Origin of the sequence: Streptomyces sp. NPDC017225, from assembly GCF_044331465.1 — a bacterium.
Taxonomy (GTDB): domain Bacteria; phylum Actinomycetota; class Actinomycetes; order Streptomycetales; family Streptomycetaceae; genus Streptomyces.
The window spans coordinates 234,264-253,902 of record NZ_JBIRNE010000003.1; the positions used below are offsets into that span (position 1 = coordinate 234,264).

The window sequence follows — 19,639 nt, forward strand, 5'->3', positions numbered from 1 at the left end:
GATCTGCCCGGGTGCCTCCCCCACTCTCGGCTTCGCTCGAGCGGGAGGTGCCCCCACCGCCCACCCGTGCCGCCCCAGCGGCACGACTGCCCGCAGCTGGGGGGCGGCCCACGGCTGGGGGCGGGTGCTACTTCTCTCCTGACTCCACTCGCTTCTTCAGGCCTGCCAGGGCACGGTCGATGATGACCTTCTCGGCCTTGCGCTTGATCATGCCGAGCATCGGGATCTTGACGTCGACCGTGAGCCGGTAGGTGACCTCCGTGCCCGTGCCCGCCGGCCGGAGCAGGTAGGAGCCGTCGAGGGAGCGGAGCATCTGGGACTTCACCAGCGTCCAGGACACCTCGTGCTCGCCGGTCCAGGTGTACCCCAGCGTCTGGTCGTCCTTGATCGCCCCGGCGTCCATGACGAGTCGGACCTGCTCGGCACGCCCCCGCGCGTCGGTCGCGAGGACCTCCGCCTCCTTCACCTCGCCGGTCCAGTCCGGGTAACGGGCGAAGTCGGCGATCACCGCCATGACGTCGGCCGGTGCCGCCTCGATCATGATGCTCGAGCTGGTGTGTTCCGCCATCGCTGTGGCTCCTCCAGATGCGGGCCGGTACTGAGGTGGTCGTGCGCCGTCGTGCGCACGTGTGCCGCGTGCAGGCTATCGCGCACGGGCAGGGCGGATGTCACCACCTACCTGCGCAAGTCCGGCTCCCGCCCGGCCGCCCCGGGCGCGCCCCCGCTCACCACTGAAGGACCCACGGCCGGCCCGTCGACGCGAAGTGCCCGACGTTCACGCACTCGGTCGCCCCGATCCGCATCCGCCGCGCCAGTGGCTGGTGCACGTGCCCGAACAGGGCGTAGCGGGGGCGGGTGCGGCGGATCGCGTCCAGCAGCGCGCGGCTGCCCCGCTCGAAGCGCCGCGCCACCGTGTCGTAGACCAGTTCCGGCACCTGGGGCGGGATGTGCGTGCACAGCACGTCCACCTCGCCGACGGCCTCGATCTTCGCGGCGTACTCCTCGTCGCCGATCTCGTACGGCGTGTTCATCGGGGTGCGCAGGCCGCCGCCGACGAAGCCGAAGACCCGGCCGCCGATCTCCACGCGCTGTCCGTCGAGCACGGTCGTGCCGGGGCCGGCGTACTCGTGCCACAGGGGCGGCATGTCGACGTTGCCGTAGGTGGCGTACGTGGGAGTGGGGAAGGCGGCGAACATCTCGGCGTACTGCTTGCGCACCGCCCCCTCGATCAGTGCCCGCCGGTCCCCGTCGACGCCCGCCCACAGCCGCGCCTGGAACTCCCGCGCCTCGGTGAAGCGGCGGGCGGTGCGCAGCTCGACGATGCGGTCGGCGTTGGCCGTGCCGAACAGGTCGGGGAAGATGCCGCGCGAGTGGTCGGCGTAGTCGAGGAAGAGGACCAGGTCCCCGAGGCAGACCAGGGCGTCGGCGCCCTCGCCGGCCCTGGCCAGGTCGCGGACGTTGCCGTGGACGTCGCTGATGACATGGACGCGGGTCGTCGGGTTACCGGCCGGTGTGGGTGCCATGGCGATCAAGCGTAAGCAGCGCGCGCCTCTTGTGAACAGTGGCGGTCGGACCTGCGGTTACTGGCTGGTCGGTTGATCCGTCGACTACTGTGCGCAAAGCAAACCCCATCCGTGTGACGCAGCGAACATCTCGCGGGGACCCCCTGTCGGAGAAGCCATACCGACGGGTAACGTCCGGGCAGTCCAGTCGTGCTCTGGATTTCAACATGTGAATCCCGCATGAGTTGTCCTCAGCACTTGCCCGAGCCTTGGACCGCACCGTCGCATCGCACAACGTCGTGGCGCCGGCGCCTTATGAGGAGCAGCAGTCTTGCGCGAGTTCAGCCTTCCGGCTTTGTACGAGGTCCCCGCGGACGGAAACCTGACCGACATCGTCCGGAGAAACGCCGCGCAGCACCCGGACGTCGCCGTCATCTCCCGCAAGGTGGACGGCGTGTGGCAGGACGTGAGCGCCCGCGACTTCCTCGCCGAGGTGTGCTCCGCCGCGAAGGGCCTCATCGCCTCCGGCGTCCAGCCGGGCGACCGGGTCGGACTGATGTCCCGTACGCGCTACGAGTGGACCCTGCTGGACTTCGCGATCTGGAGCGCGGGCGCGATCACGGTGCCGGTCTACGAGACCAGCTCGCCGGAACAGGTGCAGTGGATCCTCGGCGACTCGGGCGCCACGGCGTGCGTCGTGGAGTCGGCCGGGCACTCCACCGCCGTCGAGTCGGTGCGCGAGCGGCTGCCCGCCCTCAAGCACGTCTGGCAGATCGACGCCGGGGCCGTGGAGGAGCTGGGACGCCTGGGCCAGGACGTCACGGACCGGACCGTCGAGGAGCGCGGCTCGATCGCGAAGGCCGACGACCCGGCGACCATCGTCTACACCTCCGGCACCACCGGCCGCCCCAAGGGCTGTGTGCTCACCCACCGCAGCTTCTTCGCCGAGTGCGGCAACGTCGTCGAGCGGCTGCGCCCGCTGTTCCGCACGGGCGAGTGCTCGGTCCTCCTCTTCCTTCCCCTCGCGCACGTGTTCGGGCGCCTGGTGCAGGTCGCGCCGATGATCGCGCCGATCAAGCTGGGCTGCGTCCCCGACATCAAGAACCTCACCGACGAGCTGGCCGCGTTCCGGCCCACGCTGATCCTCGGCGTGCCGCGCGTCTTCGAGAAGGTGTACAACTCGGCGCGCGCCAAGGCGCAGGCCGACGGCAAGGGCAGGATCTTCGACAAGGCCGCCGACACGGCGATCGCCTACAGCAGGGCCCTGGACACCCCGTCCGGCCCGTCCCTCGGCCTGAGGATCAAGCACAAGGTCTTCGACAAACTCGTCTACAGCAAGCTCCGCACGGTCCTCGGCGGACGCGGCGAGTACGCCATCTCCGGCGGCGCACCGCTGGGCGAGCGGCTGGGACACTTCTTCCGCGGCATCGGCTTCACGGTCCTGGAGGGCTACGGCCTGACCGAGTCCTGCGCGGCCACCGCCTTCAACCCGTGGGACCGGCAGAAGATCGGCACGGTCGGCCAGCCGCTGCCCGGCTCCGTGGTGCGCATCGCGGACGACGGGGAGGTGCTGCTGCACGGCGAGCACCTGTTCAAGGAGTACTGGAACAACCCGGACGCGACGGCCGAGGCGCTGGCCGACGGCTGGTTCCACACCGGTGACATCGGCACCCTCGACGAGGACGGCTATCTCTCGATCACCGGCCGCAAGAAGGAGATCATCGTCACCGCCGGCGGCAAGAACGTCGCCCCGGCCGTGATCGAGGACCGCATCCGCGCCCACGCGCTGGTCGCGGAGTGCATGGTGGTCGGCGACGGGCGGCCGTTCGTGGGCGCGCTGGTCACCATCGACGAGGAGTTCCTCGTCCGCTGGTGCGCGGACCACGGCAAGCCGGCCGGTTCGACGGCGGCGTCGCTGCGGGGGGACGCGGATCTGCTCGCCGCGGTCCAGTCGGCCGTCGACGACGGCAACTCGGCGGTCTCCAAGGCGGAGTCGGTGCGGAAGTTCCGGGTGCTGTCCGCTCAGTTCACCGAGGAGTCGGGGCACCTGACGCCGTCGCTGAAGCTGAAGCGGAACGTGGTGGCGAAGGACTACGCGGACGAGGTCGAGGCGATCTACGCGAAGTAGCCGAGCGGGAGGGGGCGCCCATGGAGGTGCCCCCTCTTCGCCGTGGGCGGGTGAGGCGCGGGTGCGGGTGCGCGCTACAGCAGGGCTTCCAGCCTCTTCGCCAGCAGGTCCCAGCGCCACTTCTCCTCGACCCACGCCCGGCCCCGCTCGCCCATGCGGCGGCGCAGCTCGGCGTCGCCCAGGAGCGTGACGACGCGGTCGGCGGCCTGTTCCTCGTCGCCGCCGCGTACGACCCACCCCGTCTCGCCGTCGAGCACCGCGTCCGGGGCGCCGCCCGAGTCGCCGGCGACGACGGGCAGGCCGGTCGCGGACGCCTCCAGGTAGACGATGCCGAGGCCCTCGACGTCGAGGCCGCCCCGGCGGGTGCGGCACGGCATGGCGAAGACGTCGCCGGCGCCGTAGTGCGCGGGCAGCTCGGACCAGGGCACGGCGCCGGTGAAGTGGACGGAGGCGGCGACACCGGTGTCGGCGGCGAGGCGGCGCAGGTCCTTCTCGTAGGGGCCGCCGCCGACAATCAGCAGGACGGCGTCGGGCTCGGCGTCGAGGACGCGCGGCATGGCCCGGATCAGCGTGTCCTGCCCCTTGCGCGGCACCAGCCGCGAGACGCACACCACCACGGGACGCTCGGTCAGTCCGAGCCGGGCCCGTACCTTCTCGCCACCGCTGTCCGGGTGGAAGGTCCTCTCGTCGACGCCGGGCGGCAGTTGCGTCATCCGGGCGGCGGCCTCGGGCGTCAGCGCGCCGGCGATCCGGGAGCGGGTGTACTCGCCGAGGTAGGTGAGCGTGTCCGTGGACTCCCCGATGCGGCGCAGCAGTCGCCGGGCCCCGGGCAGCTGGGCCCACCCGGCCTCGTGGCCGTGGGTGGTGGCGACGAGCCGCTCGGCCCCGGCCTTCCGCAGCGCGGGCGCCATCAGGCCCAGCGGCGCGGCCGCCCCGAACCACACCGACGTGCACCCGTGCTCGCGCAGCAGCCCGACGGCCCGCCGGGTGGCGTCCGGCGTCGGCAGCAGCATCGTCGTACGGTCCCGTACGACGGTGAAGGGCTGCTCCGCGTCGAAGGCGGCGGTGGCCCGGGCGCCCTCCTGGCCGCGTTTCCAGGTGGAGGCGTAGACGACGAGGCGCTCGGGATCCAGCCGCAGCGCCATGTTGTGCAGGAAGGCCTGGATGCCGCCCGGGCGGGGCGGGAAGTCGTTCGTCACGATCAAGGTCTTGCGCACGCCGCCGACCCTACCGAATCCGCCGCACGGGCCGGGGCCCGGCCGCGCCCGGTGGCAGACGCGCGGGTGCCCGGGTCATCATGGGCCCACCGGCACGGGACGCGAACGGGCGGGGAGCACGTGGAGACGACGGACGCGAGGCGGTCTGCGGCGTGGCTGCCGGTGGTCTGGGGCGCCACGCGGCTGGTGCTGCTGCTGTTCGTGCTGAAGGTGCTGGTCTTCCCGGGGCCGGACGTCACCAGCGACGTGTCCGTCATCTACCGGGACTGGTACGAGGTCCTGCGCACGGGAACGTTTCCACTGGACGACGTCACCTGGCAGTACCCGCCCGCCGCCGCCTTGGCTGTCCTCTCCCCCGCGCTGCTGCCCTTCCTCTCGTACCCGACGGCCTTCTTCGTCCTGGCCTGCGCCGCGGACCTGGCCGTCCTCGCGCTGCTGTGGCGCGCGGGCCGCGGTGGCGGTCGCTCGTCGCGCGGCGCGTGGGTGTGGGTGGTGGGCGTGCCGCTGCTCGGGCCGACGGTGTACGCCCGCTACGACGTGATGGTCACCGCCGTCGCGGTGGCGGCGGTGCTCGCCGCCGGCCGGCATCCGCGCGTGGCGGGGGCCCTGGCGGCCTTCGGGGCGCTGCTGAAGGTGTGGCCGGCGCTGGTGCTGATCGGGATGCGCGGGCGCGCGCCGTGGGTCGCCGCCGCGCTGAGCGGTGCGGGGCTGGCGGCGCTGTTCGCCGTGGTGATGCCGGGGGCGTTCGCGTTCCTGACGTTCCAGCGCGAGCGGGGCACCGAGGTGGAGTCGCTGGGCTCGCTGGTCTTCCATGTCGCCCGGCACTTCGGCTGGGACGGCGAGGTGCTGCTCAACTACGGCTCGGTCGAGTTCCTCGGCCCGTACGTGGGCACGGTGAGCACGGTCGCCCTCGTGCTCACCGCCCTGGCGCTGGGCTGGCTGCTGCTGTGGCGGCTGGCGGCCTCGCGCTTCGCGGCGCACACGGCGGCGGACGCGGCCTTCGTGGCCGTGCTGGTGTTCACGGTCACGAGCCGGGTGATCAGCCCGCAGTACATGGTGTGGCTGATCGGCCTCGCGGCGGTCTGCCGGTGCTTTTGGGCGAGCCGGATGCGGGTGCCGGTCGCCCTGGTGCTGGCGGCGAGCCTGGTGACGGTGCTGGAGTTCCCGGTCTTCTTCGCCCAGGTCGTCGCCAGTGATCCGCTCGGCATCGCGCTGCTGTCCGTCCGCAACGGCCTGCTGGTCGCCGCGGCGCTCGTCGCGGCCCACGCCCTGTGGCGCGACACCGCGCCGCGCGGGCACCCCGAGCGGCCGGGGCGGCCCGGTCCGTCCGGGCGGTCGGCACGGTCCGGCCCACCCGGGCGGTCGGGGCAGTCGGGGCCGTCGGGACCGTCGGGACCGTCGGGGCCGTCGGGGCCGTCGGGACCGACCGCCCGGCTCAGTCGAACTCCGCCCGCAGATACTCCCGCCACCGCGCCGTGAAGTCCTCCGGCTCCGTCCCGAGCACCTCGTTCATCGCGTCCTCGACGGCGCCCGCGCGGTCGTCGTGCGCGCCCACGGCGCGGTAGAAGGCGTCCAGGCGGTCCTCGCCCCACTGGTCGGCGATCATCCGGCAGGCCAGCCAGCCGCCCTCGTAGGCGCGGGCCAGCCCGTCCGCGTCGGCGGTGAAGCCGAAGTCCTCGTCGGTCGGCAGCCCCGCCGGGAGCCGGCCCTCCAGGACCGCGCCGGCCATCTCGGGGGCGGCCTGGGCGGGGGTACGGCCGCTGTCGCGGTAGCCGGCCCAGTCGGCGTAGCCCTCGGACAGCCACAGCGGGGTGGCGGCGGTGGTGTCGGCCCGGGTGGCGACGTGGGTGGTCTCGTGGGTGAGCACGACCTGCTTGCCGAGGCTGCCGAGCAGGCCGTACGCGTCGGGGTTGACGATGATCCGGTCCGCCGGGGCCCGCTCCCGGCCGCCCGTCTCGCCGGTGGTGACGGCGGCGATGCCCCGGTAGGACGAGGCGGGGGAGCCGAGCAGGCCCGCCATCCCCTCCAGCGACTCCGGGACCAGCACGACGACCCGGCGGGCCCAGTCGCCGTCCCAGGCGTCCGACACGGCCGGCACCGCCCGGTCGGCCAGGTCCGCGTAGCCGCGCAGCGCCCCGGTGGACTGCCCGACGCCGAGTACGAGGCTGTGCCTGCCCCGTACGACCTCGACCGCGCCCTGGTCCCACGGCTGCTCGCCGGACTCCTTCGCGGGCCCCTCGGAGTCGACGGACCACCGCCCGTCCGGGCCGTCCCGGCTCAGCCGCACGGTGCGGGCGGCGGTGACGGGACCCCGGTCGTGGCCCTCGATGCGGTAGCGGAGCTCGACGCCGGCGGTGGCGGTGTCACCGGTGCGGTCCACGTCCCTCACCCGGTACGACCACGCGGCCAGGGGCACCGCGCTCAGGTCGTCGAAGCCGGCCCCGGTGCCCGTGCGCGCGTAGGCGGCCCGGTCCTGGTCGAGGACGGCCGCCGCCCGCCGGTCCAGCACCCGCTGCACCTGGGCCCGGGCCGGGTCGGCGGCGGTCCGGCCGCCGCAGGCCACGAGGGAGACGAGCAGCAGGCACAGCGCCACCACCGAGGAACCCGACACCCGCGTTCGACCAGCCATCTTCCCGATCGTACGGGCGCCGGACCGCCGGGGGCAGAGGGACCGGGGACGCGGAGGTCAGACGCGGGTGACCGAGGAGACCGGCATCATGCCGACCGGGTCGTGGCGCACGGGCGCGCCGGGGTAGGGCGCGTGGATCACCTGGCCGTTGCCGACGTACATGCCGATGTGGCTGGCGTCGTCCCGGTAGGCGACCAGGTCGCCTGGGCGCGCCTGGTCCAGGGAGACCCGCTGCCCGGCGCCGGACTGCGCCTGCGAGGTGCGCGGCAGGCCGATGCCGGCCTGGGCGTACGACCACTGGGTCAGGCCCGAGCAGTCGAAGCCGGTGGGCCCGTTGGCGCCCCAGACGTAGGGCTTGCCGAGGGCGGAGCGGGCGGCGGCGACGGCCGCCGCCGCACGGCCGGAGGCGGGGACGGCCTCGCCGGGGCCGGGACCGGCCAGGTCGGTGCGGCCGGAGCGGGAGCCCCGGTCGTAGGCGGCGCGTTCCTCGTCCGGGAGGGAGTTGAGCAGCTCGCGGGCCTTGGCGAGCTTGTGCTCCACGGTCTTCTTGTGGGCGGCGACGGCCTTGCGGCCCTTCTCCAGCTCGGTGAGTTTCCGGCCGGCCTCGGCGCGGTCCTGGGCGAGGTCGATCATGGCTCCCTGGAGTCTCTTCAGCTCGCCGGCCTGGTGGGTGGTGATCCGGTCGAGCACGGAGGCCTTGTCCAGGTAGTCGTCCGGGTCGGCGGAGAGCAGCAGCGCCAGCGACGGGTCGATGCCGCCGGAGCGGTACTGGGCACCGGCCAGCGAACCGAGCGCGTCCCGCATGGTGTTGATCCGCCCCTGCTGCCGGGCGATCTCGTCCTGCGCGGCGCTGACCTCCTCGCGCAGGGCGTCGGTGCGCGCGTCCGCCTTGTTGTAGGCCTCGGTCGCCTGCTCCGCCTCCGTGTGGAGCCGGTCCACCTCCGCCCGCCGGTCGTCGTGCGGGGTGGCCGTGGCCGGTACGGCGCCCAGGACTGCGGCGGCGACGGACAGCAGGCCGACGGCGGCGACGGCGCCGCGGTCGAACCCGGTTGGTGCAAGGCGGCGATGGGACCCCACGGGAAGCCGCACTCCTTCCGCTGGCGGACAGGGAAACGCGGCAGACAGTAACCCCGTGGCGGGGCACCGGCCAACGACCTCGGGGGCCGCGCAGCACGACGCCCCGCCGCTGACGCAGGTCACCGGCGGGGCGGGGGGTCAGAAGGCCGTGCCGCGATTCGCCCGAACGGGCGGTACGGCGAGGACGACTTCGGATCGTGTGCGGGGTGCGGGGCAGGCCCCGCCCGTTCAGGTTCGGCGGTCGCGGGTCAGACCCGCACGCCGAACATGAACGGGCCGCCGATGGTGTTCATCGACTCGTAACGGACGACCGTGCCGGTGCGCGGCGCGTGCAGGACCTGGCCGTTGCCGGCGTAGAGGCCGACGTGGTGCAGGTCGTTGAAGAAGAAGACCAGGTCGCCGACCTGCAGCTGGCTCATCGAGGAGATGCGCGTGCCGGCGCCGGTCTGTGCCTCGGAGGTGCGCGGGATGCCGACGCCGGCCTGGGCGTAGGCCCAGGAGGTCAGACCCGAGCAGTCGAAGGAGGACGGGCCGGTGGCGCCGTAGACGTAGGGCGTGCCTATCTTGCTCTGGGCGGCGGCGAAGGCGGCGGCTGCCCGGCCGGAGGCGGGCTTCCCGGAGGGGGTCCCGGCGCTGGAGAGGACCTCGCGCTCGCTGCTGCGGGTGGAGCGCTGCTCCTCCTTCTGGAGGGCTGCCTTCTCCGCCGCGGTGAGCGTGTTGAGCAGCTTCTGCGCGGAGGAGAGCTTGCCCTGGACTTCCTTCTTCTTCTTGCCCAGTTCGGTGCGGGTGGAGGCGAGGTCCTTGAGCTTCTCGCCGGCCTCGGCACGCTGCTGGGCCAGGTCGCGCTGCTTCTCCTGGACCTTCTTCAGCGTCTCGACCTGCTGACCGCTGAGCTGGTCGAGCGCGGAGGCCTTGTCCAGGTAGTTCTCCGGGTCGGCCGACAGGAACAGCTGGAGGGACGGGTCGATGCCGCCGGAGCGGTACTGGGAGCTGGCCATCGAACCGAGGCCGTCGCGCAGCTCGTTGAGCTCCTCCTGGCCGCGGGCGACGTTGTCCTGGAGGGTGGAGATCTCCTTCTGGAGCTTCTCCTGCTTCTCCTTGGCTCCGTTGTACTTCTCGGTGGCCTGCTCGGCCTCCGTGTAGAGCTTGTCGACCTTGGCCTTGACCTCGTCCTTGCTCGGCTTCTCGCTCGGAGCGGCGTTGGCGGCCTGCGAGCTGAGAGCGACGGCGGCGGCGGCAGCGGTGGTGAGCACGGTCACACGCGTGCGGCTCGGCTGCTTGGGACGACGGTGGGACGCCACGGAGACGAGCTCCTTCTTGAGAGGGATCACCCGTTCGAGGGTTCGAGGGTTCGAGGGCTGACCCTAGTGACCCACTCGTGATCAGTTCAAATCCTCCGCCGAAAAAGGCCGGTTACGCACCGCATTCTTTGCCACAACTCACCTGCGGTGACCCTCCCCTGACGCTACGTCGCGTGACGGTTCTGTCAATTGGGGCATAGGGCCCCTACGTTGCGCTTGGGACGGAAGTGACTCAGAGGCTAGGAAAGCCGCTTCAGGAGCACTACGGACGCCACCGGCCGCGCGCCCGCCCTGGCCACGCCGTCGGCGACCTCGCGGTCGGTGGAGACGACGATGACCGGCCGGCCCGGCGGTTCGGCCCGCACCAGCTGGCGGATCAGTTCGTCGGCGGTGACGCCGGGCTTGGAGAACAGCACCCGCACCCCGCGCGGCGGCGCGAGCAGCACCGGCGCCGCCAGTTCGGCGCCGTCGAAGACGCAGGTCATCTCGGCGCCGGTCTGCGCGGCGAGCTGGGAGAGCTGGCCGAGCAGTCTGAGCCGCTGCTTCTCCAGCGGCATCTGCGGATAGCCGGTCTTGGTGACGTTGTAGCCGTCGACGACCAGGTGCGCCTGCGGCAGCGCGAGCAACTGGTCGAGGATCGCGGGGTCGTTCTCGGACAGGGCGCGGGCGGCGATGTCCTTGGGGGTCATCCGGCCGGGCTCGACCGCGTCCACGGTCTCGGCGGGCCGCACCGACACCGGGGGCAGCGCGAGTTCCCGGCGCAGCCCCTGCGTCGCGTCCAGCAGGGTGTCCAGCAGCAGCCGCACCCGCATGTCCTCGACGCTGCGTCCTTCGCGGGCCGCCTTGCGGGTGGCCTCCAGGGCGGCCTCCGCCTCCCCGAGCCGGGTCTTGAGCCGCCGGGTCTCGCTCTCGGCGGCGGACACCTGGGCGTGCCCCTCGGCGCGCACGGCGTCGATCTCGGCCCGGATCCTGCGCAGCGCGGCCTCACCGCGCTTGACGTCGCTGAGGGCGGAGCGCAGCTTGCGGTGCAGCGACTCGCCCTCCTTCTTCGCCGACTCCAGTTCGGCGCGCAGCCGCTCGGTCTCGGTCCTGGTGTGCTCCCGGGCCCGGGCCAGCTCCTCGTGCAGCCGATCCAGTTCCGCGCGGCTCTCCTCACCGGCGCGCTCGGCGTCGGCGCGCTGCGCCTCCTCGCCGGCGGCGGTCACCAGCTTCACCCAGCCGTGCGGTCGCAGCACGTAGGCCGCCGCCGCCACGTCGAGCGGGTCCGCGGCCGGCGGCGGGGAGCCCGCGTCCAGGGCGCCGGCCAGTTCCGGCTGCGCCTCCCGGAGCTTCTCGCCGATGCGCTGGCGGAACAGGGGGTCGCTCTCCACGGCGGCGGCCATGGCGTTGCCGGCGAACTTGGCCCTGCGGCTCGGGGTGAACCGGGCGTACTGTCTCAGCTGTGCGGGCAGTTCGCCGAGGGTGAGTCCGCCGAAGCCGTCGGACACGATCTGCACGACCCTGCGGCGTACGCCGTCGGGCAGCGGCCGGTCGAGCACCTCGGCGGCGCCGTCGCCCGGCTCCCCGCCATGTGTCTCCACCATCCGTCACCCCAATGCCTCTGCGCGATCCCGTTCGGGATCACCTCATGCGGGGGCCGCTCCCGTCATCAGGAGGCGGCACCCGGCCTGTCCACGAGTTCCACCTGGTCCACGGCGTTGCACCAGCGGCACCGCACCGACTCGATGGTCTCACTGAGTACCTCGCGCTCCTCGACCTTCGGCTCACCGGCCAGATCGAGGTGTACGTACTCGACGACCTTCGAGGCCCGGGTCACGTCGAAGCGGGTGAGGTTGCCGCAGAGGGTGCAGCGCCACCGCGTCGTGTCGGTCGGCTGGGGAACCGTCATCGTGGCTGTTCGCTCTCTTCCGGTGTCGGTGAGCCGCCGGGCTCCCCCGGCGTGTGTGGCTCGTAACCCTACGGCCTGGCGGGTACCCGATGCCCGCGTGTCCACGGCGGCGAGGCGGTCCGGGTGGTTGCGTCCCGTTACGTCATGCTCTGTGTACATGATCCGCGACTGGCGCACGGCGGCCCTCAGGACGGTCAGGACGCTCGGCACGGCCCGCACGGCCCGCACCGCGCAAGGCCGGTCCGCGCCGGTGACGTACGGGCTGATCACCCTGTGCTGCCTGCTGTTCCTGCTCAGCCCGGCGGCGGGTCTCAATCCGGCGTACGGCACCGGGGAGGAACTGCTGGCCGCGCAGCGCGCCTACTTCCGGCGGTGGGGCGTGATCCCCGCAGAACTGTTCGAGGACTCCCCCGGGTCCGCCCTCACCCCCGCCACCGCGCTGTTCGTCCACGGAAGCTGGGTGCACCTGCTGGGCAACATGCTCTTCCTCCACGTCTTCGGCGCGATGACCGAGGAACGGATGGGCCGGCTCCAGTTCGCCCTGTTCTACCTCGGCTGCGGCTACCTGGCCCTGCTCGGCTACGCGGGGGCCAACGCCCACTCGCAGGAGTCCCTGGTCGGCGCCTCGGGGGCGATCTCCGCGATCCTCGGCGCGTTCCTCTTCCTCTTCCCGCACGCCCGGGTGACCAGCCTCCTGCCCTTCCTCTTCTTCCTGCCGCTGCGCTTCCCCGCCTGGGTCGTGCTGCCGTTCTGGGCCGCCCTCCAGTGGCTGGCGGCGGGGCGGGCCGGCGACGGCCCGGGGGTGGCGTACCTCGCGCACCTGGTGGGCTTCGGGCTGGGCTTCGTCTTCGCGTGGGCGCGGTTCGGGCGTAGGACTAGAGTGAGGAGCGTTCCAGTGACGGGCCCCGAGGGAGAGAAACAGCCGTGATCAGCGCGATCGTCCTCATCAAGACCAGCGTGGACCGGATCCCGGAGATCGCGGAGCAGATCGCCGCGCTGGAGAGCGTCAGCGAGGTCTTCTCCGTCACCGGCACCTACGACCTGATCGCCATGGTGCGGGTGAACGAACACGAGGACCTGGCGGAGGTCATCCCCGGCCGGATCAGCAAGATCCCGGGCGTGGAGGGCACGGACACGCACGTGGCGTTCCGGACGTACTCTCAGCACGACCTGGAGGCGGCGTTCGCCATCGGGCTCGACAACTGACGCCGGTACCGACGTCCGGCACCGACGTCCGGCGCGGACGCTGATGAAGAGTTCTTCATCGCGGACTCATCCGGGACGACGGGTACCGGGCGCAGGATCGGGGACATGGTCTTCTCTCGCCGGATGGCGGCCCTGGCGGCCGTCGTCCTGATCCCGCTCGGCATCGCCGCGACCAGTTTCGCCCTCACCGACAGCCCTCAGGAACCCAGGGTCCCGGCCAAGGTGGAGCTGGAGAGCGGCTCCCCGACGCCGACTGCCACCTCCTCCTCGCCCTCACCGACGCCCAGCGACCAGGTGGTGACCCGGCCACCGGTGACCGACAGCCCTCCGGATGACGACGATGACGACGACCGAGGCCAGGACACCGGGGACGACTCGGGCGCCGACGACGGACCCGGCGACGACGGCTGACCGCGAGCGCCGCCGGATCTCGGCCCGTGTCCGCATCCTGCTCTGGCTGCTGCTCGTGATGGCGGTCGCCCTCGCCTCGGTGGCCACGACCACCCGGTCGATCCTGCTGCACGACACCGACCAGCGGATCAACGGCCTGCTCGCGCAGGAGGCCGGCGAGTTCGCCAACTTCGAGGAGCAGGGCTTCGACCCGGAGACCGGCCGCCCGTTCACCGACCCGGGGCGGCTGCTGCGGGTCTTCCTGGAGAGGCAGTACGCCGACCTGGACGAGGAACTGATCGGCCTGGTGGGCGAGAAGGGCAGCAGGCCCACCCAGATCATCCAGCAGCGCGAGATCCCGGTCGCCCTGCCCCTGCACAAGGACGCCGACGCCAGGCGCCGCATCTACGCCTCGTCCGACTCCACCGGCACCCTGCACCGGCCTGAGGGGGACATCCGCTGGGCCAAGGTCACCGTGGCCCGGTACGGCGGCGAACCGGCGGCCGCGTTCGTGGTCGCCTTCCACCCCGGGCGGGAACAGGCCCGCGCCAACGAGGTGTTCCGCGTCCTGCTCGCCATCTCCGGCGTCGCCCTGCTGATGACGACCGGCATCGCCTGGGTGGTCGCGGGCCGGATCCTCAAACCGGTCCGGCTGGTGCGGACCACCGCCGCGCAGCTCACCGAGCAGGACCTGACCCGGCGCATCCCGGTGCACGGACACGACGACGTGGCCGCGCTCGCCGAGACGTTCAACGCCATGCTCGACCGGCTGGAACGCGCCTTCGCCACCCAGCGCCGGTTCGTCGACGACGCGAGCCACGAACTGCGCACCCCGATCACCATCGTCCGCGGCCACCTGGAGCTGATGGGCGACGACCCGGCGGAACGCGAGGAGACCGTCCGCCTCGTCACCGACGAACTGGACCGGATGAGCCGCATCGTCGAGGACCTGCTGCTCCTCGCCAAGGCCGAGCGCCCCGACTTCGTCACCCCCGAGCCGGTCCAGCTCGCCGAACTCACCGCCGACGTCTACGTCAAGGCCCGCACCCTCGGCGAGCGGGACTGGGTGCTGGACGGGGTCGCCGACCGCGAGGCCCGGCTGGACCCCCAGCGGATCACGCAGGCCATGGTGCAGCTCGCGCAGAACGCCGTGCAGCACACCACCGCCGGCCAGACCATCCGCATCGGCTCCCGCTCCGACGGCACCCGTATCGAGCTGTACGTCGCCGACTCCGGGCCCGGGGTCCAGCCGCAGGACGCCGAGGTCGTCTTCGAGCGGTTCCGGCGCGGCACGGCCCGGCGCGGGGCGCGCGGCAGCGGTGCCGGGCTCGGGCTGTCGATCGTCAAGGCGATCGCGGAGGGCCACGGCGGGCGGGTCGCCCTGCGCACCACCGAGGGTGGCGGCGCCACCTTCGTACTGACACTGGACTGATTCCGGAAGAGGCACGCCCATGAACCGCATCCTCATCGTCGAGGACGAGGAGCGCATCGCCTCCTTCGTCGAGAAGGGCCTGCGCGCCAACGGCTTCACCACCACCGCCGTCGCCGACGGCGACGCCGCCTACGAGTACGCCCTCACCGGCGGCTTCGACCTGGTCGTCCTGGACATCGGACTCCCCGGCCGGGACGGCTTCACGGTCCTGCGCGAGCTGCGCGAGTCCCGGGTGACGACTCCGGTGATCGTGCTGACCGCGCGGGACTCCGTACGGGACACGGTGGCCGGCCTGGAGGGCGGCGCCGACGACTGGATGACCAAGCCGTTCCGCTTCGAGGAGCTGCTCGCCCGGGTACGGCTGCGGCTGCGTACGGCGGCCAGGGCGCCCGAGGTGACGGTGCTGAGGTCGGGCGACCTCTCCCTGGACCTGCGTACCCGCCGGGCCCGTGCCGCGGAGCGGACGGTGGACCTGACGGCCCGTGAGTTCGTGCTGCTCGAACTGTTCCTGCGGCATCCGGGGCAGGTCCTGTCCCGGGAGCAGATCCTGTCGCACGTGTGGGGCTACGACTTCGACCCCGGCTCCAACATCGTGGACGTGTACGTGCGGGCGCTGCGCAAGAAGCTGGGGGCGCAGCGGGTGCAGACGGTGCGGGGCATGGGGTACCGGCTGCCGGGCTGACGTATCGGCCCACCGGGCGGCATTTGGTGAAGTTTCCTTCATGTCGGACTCATTGAGGGCTCACCGCCCAGGAGAACCCTCAGTGATGTGACGTTGAATCTCCGCCTCGCGGCGGCCCTGTGCGTGGCGCTGTCCCTGTGCGCGCTGCTGGCGGTACCCGCCAACTTCCCCGCCCTCGGCGGCGACGCGCGCCTCACCCTCGCCGTCTTCGCGCTGGCCACCTGCGCGTGGATCGGTACGCCGATCGACGACACGTACATCGCGCTGGGCGCCGGACTCGCGCTGACCGCGACCGGCGTGATCAGCAGCGACACCCTCTTCGGCACCCTCGGCGACGACACGGTGTGGCTGCTGATCTGCGCCTTCGTACTCGCGGCGGCGGTGGCCCGGACCGGGCTCGCGGGGCGGGCGGCGGCGTTCCTGGTCGGCGGGGCGCGCAGCGTACGGCAGTTGGTGCACCTGACGACGGCCGCGCTGGTGGTGACGGCCTTCGCGGTGCCGGCCACGTCGGGCCGGGCGGCGCTCGCGCTGCCGGTGTTCCTCGCCCTCGCCAAGGCCCTCGCCGACCGGAAGCGACTGGTCGTGATGCTCGCGCTGCTGTTCCCGACCGTGATCCTCCTGTCGGCGGTGGCGACCCTGATCGGCGCGGGCGCCCACCTGATCACCGTGTCGGTGCTGTGGGAGTCGACCGGTGACCGGATCGGCTTCACCCAGTGGCTGCTGCTCGGCCTGCCGCTGGCGGTGACCTCCTCCCACCTGGCCGCCGAGACCGTCCTGCTGACGACCACCCGGCGGGCGGACCGCAAGGGCCCGGTGCACATCACCGCCGAGGAGATACAGCGGCACAGCGAGAGTCCGGTCACCGGCCCCTGGACGCAGGCGGAGAAACGCTGCGCCGCGCTGCTGGCCACGGTGGTGACCCTGTGGTGCAGTGAGCCGCTGCACCATGTCTCGCCGGCGGTGGTGGCGCTGATCGGCGCGGTCGTCGCCTCCTCCCCCGCGCTCGGCACCGTACGGCTCAAGGACGCGCTGAAGACCGTCCCCTGGTCGCTGCTGCTGTTCATGGCCGCGACCATGGCGATGGGCGTCGCGCTCGCCGACTCCGGCGCGGCGAAGTGGCTGGTGTCGGGACTGCCCGCGCGGGTCGCGCCGGCCGTCTTCCTCGGGATCGTGATCGCCGTCAGCACGGCGGCCCACCTGGTCCTCCAGTCCCGCTCGGCCCGCTCCTCGGTCCTGGTCCCGCTGGTCATCGCCGCGGCCCTGGGCGCCGGGGTCAACCCGGTCGCCGCCGCGCTCGCGTCCACCGCCGCCGCCGGCTTCTGCCACACCCTCCCGGCCTCCGCCAAGCCGGTCACGCTCTTCTCCGACATCCCCGGCACCCCCACCTACACCCCGCGCGACCTGCTGCGGCTGTCCGCCGTGCTGGCACCGCTGACCGCCGCGCTCGTGCTGTTCTTCGCCGCCGCCGTCTGGCCGCTGCTCGGCGTACCCGTGACCCGTTGAAGGAGTCCTCCATGTCCGCCATGCCCGCCGTATCCGCCGTATCCGCCGTCTCCGCCGTGCCGGTCGTGCCGGTCGTGCCCTCCCTGCTGGACCGCGTCGTCGTGGCCCCCAGCGGCTTCAAGGAGTCCCTGTCCGCCCAGGCCGCCGCCGACGCCATCGCGGCGGGCGTCCGCCGGGTCCTGCCGGACGCCGAGATCGACCTGATCCCGCTCGTCGACGGCGGCGAGGGCACGGCCGTCGCGCTGGCCGCCGCGACCGGCGGCCGGCTGGTCGCGCTGGCCGCCACCGGGCCGGTCGGTGAACCCGTCGGCACCCACTTCGCGCTGCTCGGCGCCCAGGACACGGCGGTGGTGGAGATGGCGGCCGTCGCGGGACTGTCCCTGGTCCCCCGCGCCCTGCGCGACCCGGGCGCCACCACGACGTACGGCGTCGGCGAGCTGATCCGCGCCGCGCTCGACACCGGCGTACGGCGGGTCCTGATCGGCTGCGGCGACTCGGGTACGTCGGACGGGGGCGCGGGCGCGCTCCAGGCGCTCGGGGCGCGGCTGCTGGACGCCGACGGCTTCGAACTCCCACCCGGCGGGCGGGAGCTGACCCGCCTCGCCCGCATCGACCCGTCGGGGCTGGACACCCGGCTCAAGGACACCGAACTGCTCGTCGCCTGCAACCCGTTCAACGTGCTGTGCGGAGAGCGCGGCGTGGCCCGGGTGTTCGGCCCGCAGAAGGGGGCGACGCCCGCGCAGGTCGAGGAGTTGTCGGCCGGGCTGGAGAACTGGGCGCGCGTCCTCACCCGCGACCTCGGTGTCACCGGCACCGACCTGCGCCACGGCCCCGGCACCGGCGCCTCCGGCGGGCTGGGCGCGGGGCTGGCCGCCGTCGGGGCCCGGCTGCTGCCCCGTTTCGACGTGCTGCTCGACCACCTCGACCTGGACGCCCGCCTGGCCCGCGCCGACCTGGTGCTCACCGCCGAGGGGGCGCTGGATCACCAGACGCCGCGCGGCAAGGTCCCGGCCGAGGTCGCCCGCCGCGCCAAGCTCTACGGCCGTCCCGTCCTCGCCCTGGCCGGCACGCTCGGCGAGGGCGCGCACGAGGTGCCGGGGGTGGACGCCTGCCACGGCATCATGCCGGCGCCGATGGCCCTGGCGGACGCGCTGCTGCGCGCCGCCGAGCTGCTCACGGACGCCACGGAGCGGGCGCTGCGGATGATCCTGCTGGGGTCGCGGCTGCCGGGCCGGGCCGCTCAGACGGCGGAAGCCGTCTCGGCGCCGGACGTGTCGGCGGAGGTGGTGTCGGGGACGCAGCGGCCGTCCTCGGTGCGGTAGTTCCACCGGGCGCCGTCGCTCACCAGCTCCCGCACGGCGTGCACGAACCGCTCGACGTGCTCGTCCGGGGTGCCCGCGCCGAAGCTCACGCGGATGGCGTTGAGGGACTTCTCGCCGGGCGCCGCCTCGGGGGCGCCGCACTCGCCCTGCGCCTGCGGGTCACCGCCGAGCAGGGTGCGCACCAGCGGGTGGGCGCAGAACAGACCGTCGCGCACGCCGATGCCGTACTCGGCGGAGAGCGCGGCGGCGAAGTGCGAGCTGTTCCAGCCCTCGACGACGAAGGAGAGCACGCCGACGCGGGGGGCGTCGTCACCGAAGAGGGAGAGGGTCCGCACCTCGGGCACCTCGGCGAGTCCCTCCCGTACCTTCCGGATCAGGTGCTCCTCGCGGGCGACCAGGCTGTCGAACCCGGCCTCGGTGAGCGCCTTGCAGGCGGAGGCGACGGCATAGGCGCCGATGACGTTGGGCGACCCGGCCTCGTGCCGGGCGGCGCTGTCGTGCCACTCCACGTCCACGCCCCCGTCGGCGCGCCGGGTGACGCTGCGGCTGGCGCCGCCCCCGGCGAGGTACGGCTCCGCCTCGCGCAGCCAGTCGGCGCGGCCGGCCAGCACCCCGGAGCCGAAGGGGGCGTAGAGCTTGTGTCCGGAGAAGGCGACCCAGTCCACGTCCAGGTCGGCCACGGAGACCGGGTGGTGCGGGGCGAGCTGGGCGGCGTCCAGGACGATCCGGGCGCCGTGCGCGTGCGCGGCGGCGGCCAGTTCACGCACCGGCCACAGCTCACCGGTGACGTTGGAGGCGCCGGTGACGCAGACCAGGGCGGGCCCGTACGGCTCACGGGCGGCGAGGGCGCGCTCCAGCGTCTCGACGGCCTGCGCGGGAGTGCGCGGGGCGTCCAGGCAGGTCACGTCGGCGCCCCGCCAGGGCAGCAGCGAGGCGTGGTGCTCGGTCTCGAAGACGAAGACCCGGCAGCCGTCGGGCAGCGCGCCCGCGAGCAGGTTGAGGGAGTCGGTGGTGGACCGGGTGAAGACGACCTGGTCGCCGTCCCGGCAGCCGAGGAACCCGGCGACGGTCCCGCGGGCGTTCTCGAACAGGTCGGTCGACAGCTGCGACAGGTACCCGGCGCCCCGGTGCACGCTGCCGTAGTACGGGGCGTAGGCCGCCACGTCGTCCCAGACCCGCTGGAGCGCGGGCGCGCTGGCGGCGTAGTCGAGAGCGGCGTAGGCGACCTCGCCGCCGGTGACGAGCGGGACGGTGACATCTCGCCCCAGAACCGGCAGAGGGGCACAAAGGGACTGGTCGACGGCAGCGGTGGAGACGGACATGGGTGTACTCCCGTGAAGGCAGGTGCCGTCACCACGCGAA

The 19,639-nt window shown here is 73.0% G+C and carries 18 protein-coding genes; 9 read left to right on the forward strand and 9 right to left on the reverse strand.

Annotation, left to right across the window (positions count from 1 at the left end):
• Positions 1-127: 127 nt before the first annotated feature.
• Together ACH4NX_RS08290 and ACH4NX_RS08295 are read right to left on the reverse strand one after the other, a co-directional pair.
• Positions 128-568, reverse strand: a complete 441-nt coding sequence (locus ACH4NX_RS08290; RefSeq protein ID WP_345596566.1) for an SRPBCC family protein — start codon at positions 566-568, stop codon at positions 128-130.
• Positions 569-725: 157 nt separating this feature from the next.
• Complete coding sequence (locus ACH4NX_RS08295; RefSeq protein WP_351392259.1) at positions 726-1,523, reverse strand: metallophosphoesterase; 798 nt, start codon at positions 1,521-1,523, stop codon at positions 726-728.
• A 310-nt stretch (positions 1,524-1,833) separates the two neighbouring features.
• On the opposite strand from ACH4NX_RS08295, the gene ACH4NX_RS08300 reads away from it, so the two are divergent.
• On the forward strand, positions 1,834-3,630 hold the full coding sequence (locus ACH4NX_RS08300) for an AMP-dependent synthetase/ligase (protein ID WP_398127734.1): 1,797 nt from the start codon (positions 1,834-1,836) through the stop codon (positions 3,628-3,630).
• Between the two features lie 74 nt (positions 3,631-3,704).
• Here ACH4NX_RS08300 and ACH4NX_RS08305 read toward each other — a convergent pair whose 3' ends face one another.
• Positions 3,705-4,847, reverse strand: a complete 1,143-nt coding sequence (locus ACH4NX_RS08305; protein ID WP_398127735.1) for a glycosyltransferase family 4 protein — start codon at positions 4,845-4,847, stop codon at positions 3,705-3,707.
• 120 nt (positions 4,848-4,967) lie between these two features.
• On the opposite strand from ACH4NX_RS08305, the gene ACH4NX_RS08310 reads away from it, so the two are divergent.
• Positions 4,968-6,326, forward strand: a complete 1,359-nt coding sequence (locus ACH4NX_RS08310; RefSeq protein ID WP_398127736.1) for a glycosyltransferase 87 family protein — start codon at positions 4,968-4,970, stop codon at positions 6,324-6,326.
• Here the strand turns inward: ACH4NX_RS08310 and ACH4NX_RS08315 are convergent.
• The 5 genes from ACH4NX_RS08315 to ACH4NX_RS08335 all read right to left on the reverse strand — a co-directional run bounded on the left by ACH4NX_RS08315 (position 6,283) and on the right by ACH4NX_RS08335 (position 11,742).
• Positions 6,283-7,476 (reverse strand): hypothetical protein, encoded by a 1,194-nt coding sequence (locus ACH4NX_RS08315; RefSeq protein WP_398127737.1) that lies wholly within the window; start codon positions 7,474-7,476, stop codon positions 6,283-6,285. The genes ACH4NX_RS08310 and ACH4NX_RS08315 overlap by 44 nt on opposite strands.
• 57 nt (positions 7,477-7,533) lie before the next feature.
• Positions 7,534-8,553: an NlpC/P60 family protein gene (locus tag ACH4NX_RS08320; protein ID WP_351392273.1), complete on the reverse strand. Its 1,020-nt coding sequence runs from the start codon at positions 8,551-8,553 to the stop codon at positions 7,534-7,536.
• Between the two features lie 248 nt (positions 8,554-8,801).
• A complete protein-coding gene (locus ACH4NX_RS08325) occupies positions 8,802-9,854 on the reverse strand; it encodes an NlpC/P60 family protein (protein ID WP_351392513.1) in 1,053 nt (350 codons plus the stop codon).
• A 239-nt stretch (positions 9,855-10,093) separates the two neighbouring features.
• A complete protein-coding gene (locus ACH4NX_RS08330; RefSeq protein WP_351392276.1) occupies positions 10,094-11,437 on the reverse strand; it encodes an NYN domain-containing protein in 1,344 nt (447 codons plus the stop codon).
• A gap of 65 nt (positions 11,438-11,502) precedes the next feature.
• A complete protein-coding gene (locus ACH4NX_RS08335) occupies positions 11,503-11,742 on the reverse strand; it encodes a hypothetical protein (RefSeq protein WP_279563221.1) in 240 nt (79 codons plus the stop codon).
• A 157-nt stretch (positions 11,743-11,899) separates the two neighbouring features.
• Here ACH4NX_RS08335 and ACH4NX_RS08340 point away from each other — a divergent pair, with 157 nt between their 5' ends.
• The 7 genes from ACH4NX_RS08340 to ACH4NX_RS08370 all read left to right on the forward strand — a co-directional run bounded on the left by ACH4NX_RS08340 (position 11,900) and on the right by ACH4NX_RS08370 (position 18,277).
• Entirely contained in the window at positions 11,900-12,670 is a 771-nt protein-coding gene (locus ACH4NX_RS08340; RefSeq protein ID WP_351392280.1) for a rhomboid family intramembrane serine protease, read from the forward strand.
• Complete coding sequence (locus ACH4NX_RS08345) at positions 12,667-12,948, forward strand: Lrp/AsnC ligand binding domain-containing protein (RefSeq protein WP_279563219.1); 282 nt, start codon at positions 12,667-12,669, stop codon at positions 12,946-12,948. The genes ACH4NX_RS08340 and ACH4NX_RS08345 overlap by 4 nt, the downstream gene beginning before the upstream one ends.
• A gap of 105 nt (positions 12,949-13,053) precedes the next feature.
• Positions 13,054-13,359, forward strand: a complete 306-nt coding sequence (locus ACH4NX_RS08350; protein WP_351392283.1) for a small secreted hydrophilic protein — start codon at positions 13,054-13,056, stop codon at positions 13,357-13,359.
• Positions 13,289-14,770: a HAMP domain-containing sensor histidine kinase gene (locus ACH4NX_RS08355; protein WP_351392286.1), complete on the forward strand. Its 1,482-nt coding sequence runs from the start codon at positions 13,289-13,291 to the stop codon at positions 14,768-14,770. The genes ACH4NX_RS08350 and ACH4NX_RS08355 overlap by 71 nt, the downstream gene beginning before the upstream one ends.
• Before the next feature lie 19 nt (positions 14,771-14,789).
• A complete protein-coding gene (locus tag ACH4NX_RS08360) occupies positions 14,790-15,452 on the forward strand; it encodes a response regulator transcription factor (RefSeq protein WP_345595790.1) in 663 nt (220 codons plus the stop codon).
• A gap of 87 nt (positions 15,453-15,539) precedes the next feature.
• Positions 15,540-16,955 carry an SLC13 family permease gene (locus ACH4NX_RS08365; RefSeq protein WP_351392290.1) on the forward strand — a complete coding sequence of 472 codons (1,416 nt, stop codon included), beginning with the start codon at positions 15,540-15,542 and terminating at the stop codon, positions 16,953-16,955.
• Between the two features lie 83 nt (positions 16,956-17,038).
• Entirely contained in the window at positions 17,039-18,277 is a 1,239-nt protein-coding gene (locus ACH4NX_RS08370; protein WP_351392516.1) for a glycerate kinase, read from the forward strand.
• On the opposite strand, the gene ACH4NX_RS08375 is transcribed toward ACH4NX_RS08370, so the two are convergent.
• Complete coding sequence (locus ACH4NX_RS08375; protein ID WP_351392292.1) at positions 18,196-19,599, reverse strand: aminotransferase class V-fold PLP-dependent enzyme; 1,404 nt, start codon at positions 19,597-19,599, stop codon at positions 18,196-18,198. The two genes, ACH4NX_RS08370 and ACH4NX_RS08375, sit on opposite strands and share 82 nt — an antisense overlap.
• Positions 19,600-19,639: the final 40 nt, after the last annotated feature.

What these genes read in the sequence shown, in the direction of transcription:
- ACH4NX_RS08290 (WP_345596566.1), bottom strand. Translation starts at nt 568, where the DNA reads ATGGCGGAACACACCAGCTCGAGCATCATGATCGAGGCGGCACCGGCC.
- ACH4NX_RS08295 (WP_351392259.1), bottom strand. Translation starts at nt 1,523, where the DNA reads ATGGCACCCACACCGGCCGGTAACCCGACGACCCGCGTCCATGTCATC.
- ACH4NX_RS08315 (WP_398127737.1), bottom strand. Translation starts at nt 7,476, where the DNA reads ATGGCTGGTCGAACGCGGGTGTCGGGTTCCTCGGTGGTGGCGCTGTGC.
- ACH4NX_RS08330 (WP_351392276.1), bottom strand. Translation starts at nt 11,437, where the DNA reads ATGGTGGAGACACATGGCGGGGAGCCGGGCGACGGCGCCGCCGAGGTG.
- ACH4NX_RS08335 (WP_279563221.1), bottom strand. Translation starts at nt 11,742, where the DNA reads ATGACGGTTCCCCAGCCGACCGACACGACGCGGTGGCGCTGCACCCTC.
- ACH4NX_RS08340 (WP_351392280.1), top strand. Translation starts at nt 11,900, where the DNA reads ATGATCCGCGACTGGCGCACGGCGGCCCTCAGGACGGTCAGGACGCTC.
- ACH4NX_RS08350 (WP_351392283.1), top strand. Translation starts at nt 13,054, where the DNA reads ATGGTCTTCTCTCGCCGGATGGCGGCCCTGGCGGCCGTCGTCCTGATC.
- ACH4NX_RS08355 (WP_351392286.1), top strand. Translation starts at nt 13,289, where the DNA reads ATGACGACGACCGAGGCCAGGACACCGGGGACGACTCGGGCGCCGACG.
- ACH4NX_RS08360 (WP_345595790.1), top strand. Translation starts at nt 14,790, where the DNA reads ATGAACCGCATCCTCATCGTCGAGGACGAGGAGCGCATCGCCTCCTTC.
- ACH4NX_RS08375 (WP_351392292.1), bottom strand. Translation starts at nt 19,599, where the DNA reads ATGTCCGTCTCCACCGCTGCCGTCGACCAGTCCCTTTGTGCCCCTCTG.